At 43.2% G+C, this 13,510-nt stretch carries 14 protein-coding genes and 2 pseudogenes; 13 read left to right on the top strand and 3 right to left on the bottom strand.

All coding sequences use genetic code 11. The features are described from left to right. Positions 1 to 157: 157 nt before the first annotated feature. Positions 158 to 1,606: an MFS transporter gene (locus AB4124_RS30730; protein WP_441975184.1), complete on the top strand. Its 1,449-nt coding sequence runs from the start codon at positions 158 to 160 to the stop codon at positions 1,604 to 1,606. 323 nt (positions 1,607 to 1,929) lie between these two features. Here AB4124_RS30730 and AB4124_RS30725 read toward each other — a convergent pair whose 3' ends face one another. The 3 genes from AB4124_RS30725 to AB4124_RS30715 all read right to left on the bottom strand — a co-directional run bounded on the left by AB4124_RS30725 (position 1,930) and on the right by AB4124_RS30715 (position 5,752). After that, a complete protein-coding gene (locus AB4124_RS30725) occupies positions 1,930 to 3,279 on the bottom strand; it encodes a glycoside hydrolase family 64 protein (protein ID WP_441975183.1) in 1,350 nt (449 codons plus the stop codon). A 319-nt stretch (positions 3,280 to 3,598) separates the two neighbouring features. Then, positions 3,599 to 4,345, bottom strand: a complete 747-nt coding sequence (locus AB4124_RS30720; protein WP_430112340.1) for an EcsC family protein — start codon at positions 4,343 to 4,345, stop codon at positions 3,599 to 3,601. A gap of 444 nt (positions 4,346 to 4,789) precedes the next feature. Further along, positions 4,790 to 5,752: a helix-turn-helix transcriptional regulator gene (locus AB4124_RS30715; protein ID WP_430112338.1), complete on the bottom strand. Its 963-nt coding sequence runs from the start codon at positions 5,750 to 5,752 to the stop codon at positions 4,790 to 4,792. A gap of 111 nt (positions 5,753 to 5,863) precedes the next feature. Here AB4124_RS30715 and AB4124_RS30710 point away from each other — a divergent pair, with 111 nt between their 5' ends. The 12 genes and pseudogenes from AB4124_RS30710 to AB4124_RS30655 all read left to right on the top strand — a co-directional run bounded on the left by AB4124_RS30710 (position 5,864) and on the right by AB4124_RS30655 (position 13,161). Continuing rightward, complete coding sequence (locus AB4124_RS30710) at positions 5,864 to 6,343, top strand: GyrI-like domain-containing protein (RefSeq protein WP_339290205.1); 480 nt, start codon at positions 5,864 to 5,866, stop codon at positions 6,341 to 6,343. Positions 6,344 to 6,422: 79 nt separating this feature from the next. After that, the gene (locus tag AB4124_RS30705; RefSeq protein WP_076321528.1) at positions 6,423 to 6,887 is read left to right on the top strand and encodes a phage tail protein; all 465 of its coding nucleotides are present in this window, start codon (positions 6,423 to 6,425) and stop codon (positions 6,885 to 6,887) included. Between the two features lie 177 nt (positions 6,888 to 7,064). Beyond that, entirely contained in the window at positions 7,065 to 7,343 is a 279-nt protein-coding gene (locus tag AB4124_RS30700) for an ArsR/SmtB family transcription factor (RefSeq protein ID WP_076321527.1), read from the top strand. Then, a complete protein-coding gene (locus AB4124_RS30695; protein ID WP_430112334.1) occupies positions 7,344 to 7,727 on the top strand; it encodes a VOC family protein in 384 nt (127 codons plus the stop codon). Positions 7,728 to 7,768: 41 nt separating this feature from the next. Then, a pseudogene (locus AB4124_RS30690) lies at positions 7,769 to 7,999 on the top strand (FAD-binding protein); the annotation flags it as partial. 156 nt (positions 8,000 to 8,155) lie between these two features. Further along, positions 8,156 to 8,890 carry a metal-binding protein ZinT gene (locus tag AB4124_RS30685; RefSeq protein ID WP_441975182.1) on the top strand — a complete coding sequence of 245 codons (735 nt, stop codon included), beginning with the start codon at positions 8,156 to 8,158 and terminating at the stop codon, positions 8,888 to 8,890. Positions 8,891 to 9,011: 121 nt separating this feature from the next. After that, a pseudogene (locus AB4124_RS30680) lies at positions 9,012 to 9,456 on the top strand (PEP-utilizing enzyme); the annotation flags it as partial. A gap of 260 nt (positions 9,457 to 9,716) precedes the next feature. Next, a complete protein-coding gene (locus AB4124_RS30675) occupies positions 9,717 to 10,409 on the top strand; it encodes a dimethylarginine dimethylaminohydrolase family protein (RefSeq protein ID WP_441975181.1) in 693 nt (230 codons plus the stop codon). A gap of 229 nt (positions 10,410 to 10,638) precedes the next feature. After that, entirely contained in the window at positions 10,639 to 11,430 is a 792-nt protein-coding gene (locus tag AB4124_RS30670) for a squalene/phytoene synthase family protein (protein WP_076321522.1), read from the top strand. Between the two features lie 207 nt (positions 11,431 to 11,637). Next, positions 11,638 to 12,441 carry an undecaprenyl-diphosphate phosphatase gene (locus AB4124_RS30665; protein WP_441975180.1) on the top strand — a complete coding sequence of 268 codons (804 nt, stop codon included), beginning with the start codon at positions 11,638 to 11,640 and terminating at the stop codon, positions 12,439 to 12,441. A gap of 124 nt (positions 12,442 to 12,565) precedes the next feature. Further along, on the top strand, positions 12,566 to 12,937 hold the full coding sequence (locus tag AB4124_RS30660) for a sigma factor (protein ID WP_441975179.1): 372 nt from the start codon (positions 12,566 to 12,568) through the stop codon (positions 12,935 to 12,937). 5 nt (positions 12,938 to 12,942) lie between these two features. Continuing rightward, complete coding sequence (locus AB4124_RS30655; protein WP_441975178.1) at positions 12,943 to 13,161, top strand: sigma factor-like helix-turn-helix DNA-binding protein; 219 nt, start codon at positions 12,943 to 12,945, stop codon at positions 13,159 to 13,161. The last annotated feature ends 349 nt before the right edge of the window (positions 13,162 to 13,510 follow it).

Here is a 13,510-nt window from a genome sequence, read left to right as displayed (position 1 = left end):
ATTGACACTATAGGATAGGGGGGTATACTATAATTACAAATCTCACCGGTAAATAATGGTTTGAAATTAACTCACTTTCTAAGGCGGCCGCCGCGAGCGTTAATTTATTGAATCAAAAGAACCTGGTGATAAGTAGCTAAAGGAGGTTGGATTTATAATGTCAAAACAAGAGCAGGTTCTTTTACAAGCAGATCCAAAACGATGGATGGCACTAGCATTGTTATGTCTTGCGAATTTTATGGTGATTATGGATACATCGATTATCGGAGTTGCATTGCCAGCAATCAAAGAAGCGCTTGAATATACTCAGGAAAGTTTACAATGGGTCTTTAACGCTTATGTGATTTTCTTCGGGGGGCTCTTACTACTCGGTGGCCGATTATCAGACCTCTTTGGACAACGGCGTATGTTCATGTGGGGTTTCATGATTCTCACAGTAGCATCTTTACTCGCTGGTTTTGCATGGAACGAAGAGTCACTAAACATCGGTCGTGCACTGCAAGGATTCGGTTCCGCTTTAATAGCACCTTCAGCTCTAACCATCGTGATGATGTTGTTCAGCGGTAATCCTAAAGAATTGGGTAAAGCGCTGGGGTTCTGGGGTGCTTCGGCAGCTGCGGGAGGATCAGCAGGGGTATTTCTGGGTGGTGTTATAACGGAGTGGCTAAGTTGGCAATGGACCTTCTTAATTAATGTACCTGTTGGGATTGTCGCCTTACTCTTATCTCCTGGTCTTTTAGCAAAAGGTATACGCAGAAAAGGAAGCATCGATATAGCAGGATCCATATCGGTCACAGCATCATTGGTTTTAATCGTTTACGGCATCGTGACTGCAGAACATAATGGATGGGGAGCACCGATCACCGTGTGGACACTTATCGCAGGAGTGATATTGTTTATTCTTTTCCTCATCATTCAGCTAATCAAAAAGGAACCGCTTGTACCCCTTCGAATCTTTAAGGCGCCTAACCTGGCTGCCGGCAATATCGCGCTTATCATGTTATCTGGTGGTTGGATACCATTATGGTACTTCCTGAACCTTTATATGCAGCAGGTACTAAAGTTCTCAGCTTTCGCTGGAGGGATTGGTCTGCTTCCGATGACGATTTTGATTGCTATCTTCATGATCGTTATTACGGGCAAATTGATCGGTAGATTCGGTATAAAAGCAAACATTGTGATTGGATTGACAGCCCTTGGAGGCTCAATGCTCATGTTCTCGACCAATACGCCTGTGGATGGCAGTTTCCTTATCCATGTACTTCCAGCTTCACTTTTAGGTGCTCTCGGAATGTCTCTAGCCTATATTCCTTCTATGATGGCTGCTATGTCGGGAGCCAAGCCTGAAGAAGCGGGGCTTGCATCCGGACTTGCTAATACAAGCTATCAGATAGGATCTGCTATAAGCCTTGCTATCATGGTTGCGATCGCTGCATCAACAACGGCTTCCATATCAGATTCTAATCCTGTGGCAGCTCTTAATCATGGTTTTCAGCAAGCTTTCCTTTGGTCTGGAATCGTTGCTTTTGCGGGTGCGATATTAGCCTTGATGTTTATCCGTTCTCCTAAACCGACAGATTCATCAAACGTTCCGAAAGCGATGTAATCGTTGAGCAACAAAACTGAAGGGATGGCTAACCAGAGTAATGGCTGCTGTTTTACAACTAAAGCGTAAACAGTGGGATTCATGCAATCACTTGATAGTTAAAAAACAAAAACGATGACTTTGTGGCATCGTTTTTGTTTATAATTGAAGATTGAATTTATCAACTGTCGGTAGACAAAAACATATACATTTGCCGATTAGATGGATGCCTGATGTTGATCAACATTGGTCTACTAAACAGGAAAAAGGAAACTTCATTCATACCAAGACGGCGTTTCTTTTTCCTATCGGCGATTTCCAACGCTTTAGCGTTCACTGAAGATTTACCAGCCTATGCGGATGATCAGACCCTTCGGATCGCCCACTTCAAGGTAAGCGGCCTGGCCGTTGACATCATCATATGGAAACCCGTAGGCCAAACGGTTAATGCTGTGGTCGTGCCAGAATTTAGCGTAATAATTGGCAGGCGCAGCCTGATAGTAATTCGACACGTTATTCCAGTCATTAGTCGTATATACATGGCGATTGATGGCTGCACAGGTTGCCGCATCCGTTAAAGCGCCGTCACATCGGAAAATATCCTGTGTACTGTATGGAGCGTACCCGCCGAAATAGTTGGCATTAGCGCCACCTTGTGCGAAAGAACCATGAATCGGCGCGACGATGCGATAAGGTGCTTGAATCGTGGCCAGCGATTTGAAGGGGGCAGGAACTTCGGCCTGGAATTTGGCGAAGATTCCGTTTCGGGTTTCGTTTTCGAACTCACCTACGGTTTGATCGAAGGAACCGGTTTTGTTGATAAGTCGATGCTGGATTGGAAAACCGAATCCGTCTACACGTGTCGTATTGCCGTGATAGCCAGCCGCGTCAATCGTGAATTCGACGAAATCGAAATAGATAGCGCGGTTTGGATCGGTCGGATTGTTCAGATCGGGGCCGGCGAATCCATCGTTATAGGTCTTCAGGTACATTGGAGTGCCAACGCTAAGGAACATTCGACCTGACGTGATCCGGGGCAAGGTGACCCAGGAAGCATCGCTGACCTTGTGATAAATGTTGGCGTAGTTGATGCCGTTCTTGGTTAGATGTTCTGGTGCATCATTCAAGGCGCTGGAGATGGGGATCAGATTGCCATTGAGGTCCAGATAGCTCCACTGATTGTTAACGGGATTGATGCCGAGAACGCCCCAGTATATTTGCGAGTCGGTATAAGCGCCATTGGTCCCGTTCATGATCTTCACCGAGACGGATCCGTTTGGAGGCATGGGAATTGAGGACGGATGAATGTCATAAATGGAGCCGGAAGTAGAGGGAGGTGGAATGGATCCGGCGGTGTAAGTAAAGACACCGGTGTCGTAGGCTGGAGTTCCGTTATTGTAAGTAAAAGAATACGCAATCACGTGGCCGGTGGCCATGCCAGAGATGGCCTGTTCATATCGGGATTTGCTAGCGTTGTAAGCCATTCTGAGATTTTGCTGTTCTCCGCTGTTCACTTTATAATGCACATCGACCCAACTCGTATTGACGGCGGATTTGAACCATACGGTAGCTGTACTTCCGGATAAATCGACGCCCTGCGTATAGTCTGCAGCTTCGGCTTTCGTACCGAAGATGAAACAAGAGGTCAGCAGCAACGACAGGATCAGCAGGTAAGGCATTCTCTTTCGCATCATCAGAGTTCCTCCTTTAGTATGGGGATAAAGTCAACTTCGGCAATTGGGCTTGAAACGGCATCCCTCCTTTGTATGGCGGTGGAATATGGCTGTCTGACTTAGAATTAATGTGATCACAAAAAGGATTATAATTCGTTTTGCCAAAATATAGTAGTATTGGAATTTCGGGATGGGGTTCGCAATTTCGGATGTGGGCGCATTCATCGCAAAGTAATGACAATTGAAGGCAAACCAAAAGACAGCTAATCATATGGATTAGCTGTCTTTGTTGTTTCCCAAGCAACGATCTTCCTTGGATGTATATGACGACAGAGAGGGATCAATCCACAACCACGAAATCATCATGCAATCTGCGGAGGCGGTAAGCGTTCATAGCGAATTCACGCAATTCCTCAAGGATGCTGTAATTTGCCCATGCGCCTGCAATAGCGCCGATCCCAGGCACCATCTGCAGCATTTTCCGAAAGTCCATGGCGTCGCGATACTCGATCTGAAATGTCTCCCAGTCCATATTCTTGGCGTATTCGGCATCGGAGCGCCATTGTTCCTTTTCTATTTGCCAATGCTTGATGGAATCGAGCAACCTTGCACGGTTTTCTGGCCCGGAAAATGTCATTTGAAATACCTTGAGAATGAATACCCGCTCGGAGAAGTGTTTAGTGTCATAACCGTAAACATGGGCCAGCTCAAACAAATATTTCATCTTGATCGCAATTAAAGCTGGAAAGTCCACCATGCTAAGCATAATGCCGCCAGCCCCTGTTCCAGCGCCCTCGGCAACAGCGATTTTTTGGTACAGGGCAAACAACTCTTTCGCTTCTTGATCGGCAGCCTCCAATTCCAGTGTACGCTCCACCGCGCGACTTGGCGTATATTCCGCACCGAACAATGCCGTGCGAACGATTGATCGAATGGTGGTCGTAATGATGCTGTGCACCTTCGGGGGAATCAAATGATTGATCCGATTGCCGATGGTTTTCGATGTCTTTTCCAGCCATCCTGGCGGTTTGAACATTTTATGCTCCCAGTCGGCAATTTCCCTCTGTACTTTATGTTCGTAATTCATGATCAATCGCTCCTCAAAAATACTTGGCTATATTGTAACGAATATCTCCGTGATTCGAAACAGACTGCAGGAGGTAGCAGACCTCGACTAAAGTCCAGTTTCGCATGGTGGCAAGAATAAGATGTATACGTTCATCTTCAAGGTTTGATAAGGGAACGATTCCCAGCCATTAAAATAAGCAAACCATTCTATACATAAAGCAGCCGGAGTTTGTGATCCGACTGCTTTATTATTACAGGAAAATTATCGAATAAACCTTCTTTTGGGCGGTATTAAATAGCTCTAGGGATATAATTTCTTGTCCTCTGACAACAGAAGAACTGCCGGAAGACAAGAACATAGTTTCATTAAAATCCGCTTTTAAAGCGGATTTTTTTATGAATGCTGCTTGCAAAGAAATACATCGGAAAGGGTATCGCTGAAGGGGGCGTTTCACAGCTCTGCTTATGGGCAGTATAAGCTTAAGCGCTCTTGTAAACCTTTTACGACTTCTCCGGGTATCTCCCTGACCTTGATATCTCCACCTAGGAAAAGCAGCCAATTGGTTATTTCGGTTAATTCTTCTGAATGATGAACATTGATAAAAGTCTTTAAGGTGGCTGTGGTTTGGTACGGATTCGTATATGAAACTGAAAACTTTAAAGGATGGTATTTTTTGAACTGGGCAATCGCCTTTGGACCGAGATCAAGGACAAGGTTGATTTCTTCTTCCTGCTTACTTAGTTGTTCTAATATCTTTTTCTTACTTACTCTTTTCTTCGTAGGGTATGGTTCTACATGGGTGAGATTGTCGACAGGTACAATCCGCCTCTTTTCTTCCTCCAAGTCAAAACCTTCAATTAGCCATAAGCTTTTTTCACGATAAAGATGCAAGAGATACATGGGATAAGACTTGATTACCTTCTCTTCTTTGATGGATAGCCATAAATATCTGTCCAAAAGCAGGATCTGAATGAGCTTTTCTAACATCGGATGGGGCAGGTCAGACAGATCAAGAAGGTCGGGGTTATGAGGGTTGGTTCCTTCAAAAAGCAATATCTGATTTAACAGAACAAGGTCATCTTGCTGGTTTTCCGAGATGAGCCCTAGTAATTTTTCAGCTAAAGATTGACGACTCTTTAGATAAGGGAGTTGTTGATTTCTTGTCGCCATAAAGGCAATAAACAAAGCTTTAATTTCATTATCTGTAAAGCGGACTGTAGGCAGGACAGAGTTGTTCATGACAAAATAACCCCCATCCCTCCCAACTTCAGCGACAAGTGGCATCCCCATCGCTTCGATTTCTCTGATATCTCGAATCGCTGTCGAGCGAGAAATATTAAATTCCTGCATGATTTCAGATATGGTAAAGTGGGCACGATTATTGATATAGCGCATAATAATATTAATCCGTTCAACTTTTTTCATAGGGCCTCCCCTAAACAGTATCATTTTTTGACACGATTTAAGGATATTATAAACCCATCAAGTGAAAAGACAAATCATTTGATAAATTTAAAAAAGAGGAAGGTTTTGAATATGACAAATTTTACGCTTGAGGAAAAAGACAGCTTTATCGTTTTAGGAATTGGAACTGAGCTGCAGAGCGATTACACAGACTATGCTGGCATAAACCAAGAGAAAGCAGACTTTTGGGAGGCTGTGAAACAAGATGGTAGGCTTGATACTCTGAAGACCATCGCCGCAAATGACTACATTTTTGCCGTGAACGAAGCGGTTAATAATAAGATGATGTATTATGCTGGTGTTATGACAGAGGCATCTCTACCCGAAGCAACCAGGGTTATTCAGTTTCCTAAGGGGGAATACCTTGTTGTTAAAGGGGAAGGGAAGACGGCTGAAGAATTGAGTAATACACTTACTGGCATTGCCTTCGGACAAGTTTTGCCGGAAGCACAGAATTTTGCCTATGTTGGTGGGCCAAATGCAACGGTTGAGATGGGGCAGCGAAACGGGCTAGTATTTGGTGAAGTATGGATTCCCGTTGTTAGGAAATAAGTGAACGCTTCCGATGTAAGCTTTGCTCGAAGCAGGTTCTAAGAAGTAACGCTCACAAAATTTTTTAGGAGGGATGAATATGTCCTATATCGTTGATTTTAAAAACGTGTCTACGGTTGGTTTAGAATCTTCCCCCGTAGCAGAAGCGCTTGCTGGTTTACGAGCGAATGAAGCCCGTTACTTTATGAACAAATACAAACATGAATTTACGGTTGTACCAGCAAGCGAAAGCCAGGAGACCCTGGATTATGTAAACCGAATTTTAAAAGAAGAACGTGATATTGAGTTTGCGGCCAAACCATTAGAAACGTCGCGTTTTCAAGTGGAGAATATCCAATTTGCCTACGTCTTTTATGAGGATGGTCTTGGACTCAACGTCATGTATACGATTGATGACCCTAAGAAGCGGGCCGTTGGTTTTAAGCTTTCTGAGGGGATGGAGGTACCACCGGAGTTAGAAGGAAAGTTTAAGTTTGCCAGGCAGAAGTCTAAATTAGCTGGAACGATTCGAGGCTCATTTTTCGTCATTAAGGGAGAATATTAAAGTCTTCATCAGTAGTAACTCGAAAAGCAAACACGCCTTGCGGCGTGTTTTTTGCTTTTTGCAGCATTTCATCCAATCGCTCATGATGTGCATAGTTCGACCTCGCGATCGCTGATTAAGCAACCCTACAGTTGCTTATTATTGACAAGCAACCGTAGGGTTGCTTATAATGGATATATGAATTGGGACAAAGACGCAATATTCAAAGCACTAGGAGACTCGACTCGGCGGCTTATTTTAGACGAACTATCCGAACGCAACGAGCTTACGTTGTATGAACTAACGGTACGTCTCATTATGAAGCACGACCTGTCCATTTCGCGACAAGCGATAGCCAAACATCTTTCTACATTAGAAGATGCAGGGCTCGTAAAATCAAAACGAAAGGGAAAATATCGAGTAGTTATATTCAACAACGAACCACTTAAAAATTTGCTGAAAGGATGGATAGAGTAAATGAAGATCATTGTTACCAGTATATTCGTACAAGATCAAGACAAGGCACTGGAGTTTTATACAGAAAAGCTGGGGTTTCTAAAAAAGGAGGACGTTCCCGTCGGAGAATTTAGGTGGATAACGCTTGTTTCTACCGATGAGCAAGACGGTACCGAGCTTTTACTCGAACCGAATGACCATCCTGCTGCCAAGGATTATCAAAAGAAGATATTTGCCGATGGGATCCCAGCGACAATGTTTGGTGTGGCGGATATTCAACAAGAGTATAAACGATTAGTGGAAAAAGGCGTGGAGTTTACGATGGAGCCGACAAAAATGGGCGAACTCGCAATAGCTGTATTCGACGATACATGTGGCAACCTTATTCAGATTGTGCAAAAGTAACACACATAAGAAGTCGCGGAATCCGCGGCTTTTTTTGTTTTATACCCAAAACAATAATTAAGCTTACAGGGCGAGTGATTTTTAAGGGTGATCCTGGTTATGAAGCCGCTCGTAAGAATTGGGATCCACATACGGACAGATTCCCTAAAGTTTTTGTCTTCGCTCAAAAAACACAGGATGTTGCCAATGCCATAAGATGGGCACGTAAAAATAATGTCCCGATTCGTCCGAGAAGCGGAAGGCATGCTCTAGAGACCAACCTTTCACAGGTAAAGCATCGTTTATAACCAGAAGGGCCATTCTGTGTGGGATGGTCCTTTTTTTGAGTCGCTTCTATTTCGTAATTATTACGATTTATATTGACAAAGGCAAATCCCCACCGTATAATCCTTAATCGTAATGATTACTATTAAATGGAGGGATTAAGTATGAAACTTAAACTTGGGATGGGAGTAATTTTAGTAGCATTGGGGTTATTGTTTGCAGGGTGTCAAAGCGCTGATCCTAATGAGAATCGTCCTATCAATGAGACTGAGGCAGACAGCGGTACTCATGAAAGCAGCAACAATCATAGTCATGATGATGAGGACGACCACAACCACAACCACAATCATGATGAGGAAGCAGAAGCGATCTACAAGGGGTTCTTTGATGACAGCCAAATCCAGCATCGTACACTGTCAGATTGGGAAGGAGACTGGCAATCGGTTTATCCATACTTGCTGGATGGAACACTGGATGAGGTGTTTGTGCACAAAGCGGAGGATACCGGAAAAATGACGGCGGCAGCGTACAAGGAATATTATGAAGTCGGCTACAAGACCGATACGGAACGTATTGTCATCGAAGGTGACACCGTCACGTTTTTCACGAACGGTCAGGAGCAGTCGGTCGAATACCAAGCCGATGGATACGAAATATTGACTTACGAAGCAGGTAACCGCGGGGTCCGTTACATATTTAAGTCGGTTGATGACATCGAGGGACTGCCTCGCTACATTCAATTTAGCGACCATCGCATCACGCCAAGCAAGTCTGATCATTTCCATTTATATTGGGGAGACGACCGCGAGGCTTTACTTCAAGAGGTTACGAATTGGCCTACCTATTACCCATCCGCAATGGATGGCCATAGCATTGCCCATGAAATGATGGCACACTAACGGCTTCGATGCTCGATATCGGCATTCTGGAGTACATCAATTTTATCCTTGATCACAAAAAGACCGCCGGGCTGGCGGTCTTTCAGCTGTTCATGAAGTTTATGCTTGGAGGTATAGCAACCCGTTGATTCTGGGTAACATCAAAAACTTTGAACCTAATGAAAGCGGTCGAAAATTTGAGAAGGGGCAACAGGAGGCTTTAAAAAAAGAAAAAGAACTATTAGAGCGATTGAAGCAATTGCCAGATGGTGAACAAAAAGCCAAAGAAACCAAACGAATGATCGACCTTATCCGGAAGAGCACGTGTCATCTTAAACATGGAAGATGCGGATCTGGATGATGGAGATATATTAGTCACCTCCTTTACTGATCCCAGCTGGACACCTTTATTTGTATCCATAAAAGGCCTGGTCACCGAAGTGGGTGGATTGATGACCCATGGAGCCGTTATCGCGCGTGAATATGGCTTACCCGCCGTGGTCGGGGTGGAAAATGCCACTAAGCTGATAAAAGATGGGCAACGAATTCGCGTGCATGGAACAGAAGGGTATATCGAAATATTGTGATGACTGAATAGGTGAAGTAAGAGGCGATTTATCCCCAGTAGTATTACTTGGAGTAAATCGCCTCTTAAACCTTTTCCACCGTCAGAGTTGCTTCTTCTTCAAAAAATCATCACTTGGGTTGTGAGGAGTGTAGCCCAATAAGTTCCCGTCAAATGGGATGACCTGTTCTGTTTGGATGACTCCATCGAGTCGGAATTCGACTAAACGCTGTGCCCCGGGAAACCTCAATTTTTCTTCCTCACTAATATCCCAAACGATTGTTGCGTAATTTAAAGAAAGTTTTAGAAAAATATAATGTAGAAGTCAAAGTTCCTAGGCTGCTAACGGACTATGAAAAGGAGATAGGAAAAGAGGATGGTTATAGCAATTTCTTTATAAGAGATCCCTTTTTCACAGTAGGACATTTTTTAATAGAAGGGTCTCTTAAATTTCCACATAGAAGAAATGAGATACTACCCGTTAGAAATATATTAGCAATGGAATCAGACAACAATAAGTGCTTATACTTATCTATTCCAAAACCAGATATATCAAAAGGGCAATACTCAGAGGATGGGCCATTTTTAGAGGGAGGAGATGTTTTAGTACTGGATCAAACTATATTTGTAGGTAGATCTGGACTTGCATCAAATGAAATTGGTATTCGATGGATGAGGAATTTAGTGAGTAATTTTGGATATAAGGTGGTCGAGGTACCCCTTCATCATACAATCCTTCATCTTGACTGTGCTATGAGCTTGGTTAGAGAAGGGCTAATGATCGTTTGTGAAGAAGCATTATTAGATGGCATACCTGAACAGTTTAAAGGTTGGGATAAAATATATGTAACATTAGAAGACTCCTCCAGACTTGCAACAAATGGTCTGCCTATAAATGAAAATGTATATATTACAGATCATGAATTTAAATGTATTGGAGTTGAGTTGGAAAAAAGAGGGATTAAAGTAGAATAGAAGTGATGACTAAATAGATTTTGAAAGTCGCATAAATTGCAGCTTTTTTTGCTTTAAGTATATAAGTTCGTCAAATTGATCGTCGAATCGGATCAAAACACAAGTCTAGATTATTGTATTTGGATTGACCATATCAACGTATGTTATCATAGTAAAGCAATGAGTAATTTTAAAACTGAACGAATACTTGGAGGGAGTACTCATTAATAACGTCGACCTGAATGAAGCAATGTCCATGTTAAAGAAGACGAGCCGTACTTTTTATATACCCATAAGCTATTTGGAATTAGGAATAAGGGAGGCAGTTGCATCTGCCTATCTATGTATGCGAGCAATAGACGAAATCGAAGATCATCATGAACTCACTGACGAATTGAAAGTTGAATTACTTTTTGGGATTTCTGAAATATTTAAATCCCAGGATGTTATGGAAGTTATGGAAGCAACACGAAGATTACTATCACCTTATCGGGCGGTATTACCGGAAGTTACGATGCAGCTAGATAAATGGGTGCTTCTTTGTCCGTCTTCCGGAGTCGCCATCGTAAATCATTACATCGCAAAGATGTCGTTACATATGTCTGATTGGGTTCAGAACGGGTGGAATATTCATACAGAAGAGGATCTGGACAGATATACCTATAGCGTGGCTGGTATGGTTGGAGAGATGTTATCAGAACTTTGGTTATGGCATGACGGGACGCAATCTGATCTAACAAAGGCGATTGCCTTCGGAAGAGGACTACAAGCAGTAAATATACTCCGAAATAGAGATGAGGATCTTAAACGTGGTGTTGACTTCTTTCCTGATGGTTGGGGATTTAATGAAATGCACCAGTACACATGCCGTAATTTACAAATCGCCGATTCTTATGTCGCAGACCTAAAGGATGGTCCAGCGTTAAAATTTTGCAAGATTCCACTAGCGTTAGCTCATGCTACCGTCAAACTCATTTCTGCGGGCGGAAGCAAATTAACGCGGGACACTGTTCTAAAAATTGTGAATCGTGTGACTGGATAACGTAATTGTTCATAGTTAGACTTGGATAAGGAGCCGTAAGCTATGGTATATCGGCTTCTTTCTGTTGTTCTTCTATCCTTTTGAGCAATGTGACAAGAATGTCATACGGAATGGAATATTGTTAGGTTAATCGATGGGAATATATAGACGTCTACCTTATACTGGAAAAGGCTTGAACGAGTTTTTTCCGAAGGAGGACATCCATTGATGACTGATGTAGTTAAAGCAATAATACTAGGCATAATAGAGGGCTTAACTGAATTTTTACCGGTATCGTCTACTGGACATCTGATTTTAGCAGGCCATCTGCTTAGCTTTGAGGGAGACGCTGCAATAACTTTTAAAATTGTGATCCAGTTGGGTGCAGTCTTGGCAGTTCTAATTCTTTATTGGAAAAGGTATTTGCAGATTGGGGCTAATCTGATTAAAATGGATTTTTCCCAAAGTAAAGGATTAAATGTTATTCATATGATTTTGGCTATGTTACCAGCATTAATCCTATATCTTGTCTTCAAAGACACAATAAAAAGCCTATTATTCGGCCCAACCCCTGTCTTGATCGGTCTAGTTGCCGGTGGCTTGTTGATGATCGTCGCAGCACGGAGCAGGAGAACTAAAACCGCTGATACGATGGATGGGATTAATTACAAACAAGCTTTCGGGATTGGCCTGTTCCAATGTTTGGCTTTGTGGCCGGGATTTTCAAGATCGGGGTCCACGATTTCCGGTGGACTATTGCTTGGTACTAGTCAAAAAGCCGCCGCAGATTTCACATTCCTTATTTCCGTGCCTGTTATGTTTGGCGCAAGCTTGTTAGATTTATACGATAGTCGTGATTTGCTGAATGCTGACGATCTCTTTCTAATGTTAGTTGGCTTTACGACATCCTTTATTGTGGCCATGATTGCAGTAGTGACGTTCATCAAACTGATTAAGCGACTTCGATTGGAATGGTTTGCTCTATATCGTTTTGTCTTAGCAGCGCTCTTCTATTTAATCGTCATACTGTAAGGTCCTAGCATAATTAGATGAAACGCAGCTGGAAAGCTGCGTTTTTTCTTTTTTGACATCAAATTGAACCTTATTGGGCATGGAGCCAATATCAGGTGTAAGTCCTTAAATGGAGGCCGGCCCTATGAATGAAATGGATATCAAACCTTGGCTCATCCGGGTGAGTCAGGGAGATGAAGAAGCGTTCCAAACAATTTATGATTTAACGCGTGATCAGGCTTTCGGTTTAATCTATTATCTGGCTCCCAACAAGCACGATGTTCCGGATATTATGAGCGAGGTGTATATCGAATTGTTCAAGAGCCTGGACAATTATCAGCTGGAGCAGAAATTCAGTTCTTGGTTCAACGGATTGATTATCCAGCAAGTTCGGAGCTGGAAGCGGAAAAGCTGGCGCAGGATTCGCATTTTGGAAAAGATGAAAGGGATGTCTTCTGAACCGCCTCAATTGGCCAGGAAGATCGAGTATCCCTTCTTAGCGACCGCCTGGAGCTGATTCCGATGCTCAAAGCGCTGCCTTTGAAGCTCAAAGAGGTTGTCGTCCTCAGGTATTATCAGGACTGCACGCTTGAAGAAATCGCCCATTTGTTAAAAATTCCATTAGGTCCCGTAAAATCCAGGCACCATCATGCCCTGAAGCGACTTCGCCATATGAGCTGGCTCCATTCGGCGCTTATGGGGGCTCCGAGACGGATATCGCAGCTTTGCTTGAAGAGTTGAAGGCCGAGAGCGAAGAGTCGGGAAAAGATTTTATATGGAGAAAAACTTCTATTCCAACCTCGTTTCCGTTGTTATCGTACACCACCGTATATCGCAATTCAGATCAAGAGACGCTGAGGCTGATAACGACTGGGCGGTCATTAGGATGCACCGCACCAGGAGATATGGTAATGATGCCGCGTAAATCGCGGCTTTTTTTATTATGACTTTAGTCAGTTGAGCACGCGATAGCGTGCGAAACATAAAACCACCCGCTATGCGGGTGGAGGGATCGAGGGTTTGACCAACAAGACCATCCCGATAAAATTGAGATGTTCAGGCTCAATGAAAGGGATGGTCTTAGATGGCA

The sequence above is a fragment of the Paenibacillus sp. 2KB_20 genome, assembly GCF_052115765.1.
Classification (GTDB): domain Bacteria; phylum Bacillota; class Bacilli; order Paenibacillales; family Paenibacillaceae; genus Paenibacillus_AQ.
Note: the sequence above shows the minus strand (reverse complement) of the source record. Positions and strands in the feature narration are given on the sequence as shown.

What these genes read in the sequence shown, in the direction of transcription:
- AB4124_RS30700 (WP_076321527.1), top strand. Translation starts at nt 7,065, where the DNA reads ATGAATTGGGACAAAGACGCAATATTCAAAGCACTAGGAGACTCGACT.
- AB4124_RS30705 (WP_076321528.1), top strand. Translation starts at nt 6,423, where the DNA reads ATGTCCTATATCGTTGATTTTAAAAACGTGTCTACGGTTGGTTTAGAA.
- AB4124_RS30725 (WP_441975183.1), bottom strand. Translation starts at nt 3,279, where the DNA reads ATGATGCGAAAGAGAATGCCTTACCTGCTGATCCTGTCGTTGCTGCTG.
- AB4124_RS30715 (WP_430112338.1), bottom strand. Translation starts at nt 5,752, where the DNA reads ATGAAAAAAGTTGAACGGATTAATATTATTATGCGCTATATCAATAAT.
- AB4124_RS30685 (WP_441975182.1), top strand. Translation starts at nt 8,156, where the DNA reads ATGAAACTTAAACTTGGGATGGGAGTAATTTTAGTAGCATTGGGGTTA.
- AB4124_RS30660 (WP_441975179.1), top strand. Translation starts at nt 12,566, where the DNA reads ATGAATGAAATGGATATCAAACCTTGGCTCATCCGGGTGAGTCAGGGA.
- AB4124_RS30710 (WP_339290205.1), top strand. Translation starts at nt 5,864, where the DNA reads ATGACAAATTTTACGCTTGAGGAAAAAGACAGCTTTATCGTTTTAGGA.
- AB4124_RS30720 (WP_430112340.1), bottom strand. Translation starts at nt 4,345, where the DNA reads ATGAATTACGAACATAAAGTACAGAGGGAAATTGCCGACTGGGAGCAT.
- AB4124_RS30665 (WP_441975180.1), top strand. Translation starts at nt 11,638, where the DNA reads ATGACTGATGTAGTTAAAGCAATAATACTAGGCATAATAGAGGGCTTA.
- AB4124_RS30670 (WP_076321522.1), top strand. Translation starts at nt 10,639, where the DNA reads ATGTCCATGTTAAAGAAGACGAGCCGTACTTTTTATATACCCATAAGC.
- AB4124_RS30655 (WP_441975178.1), top strand. Translation starts at nt 12,943, where the DNA reads ATGCTCAAAGCGCTGCCTTTGAAGCTCAAAGAGGTTGTCGTCCTCAGG.
- AB4124_RS30695 (WP_430112334.1), top strand. Translation starts at nt 7,344, where the DNA reads ATGAAGATCATTGTTACCAGTATATTCGTACAAGATCAAGACAAGGCA.
- AB4124_RS30730 (WP_441975184.1), top strand. Translation starts at nt 158, where the DNA reads ATGTCAAAACAAGAGCAGGTTCTTTTACAAGCAGATCCAAAACGATGG.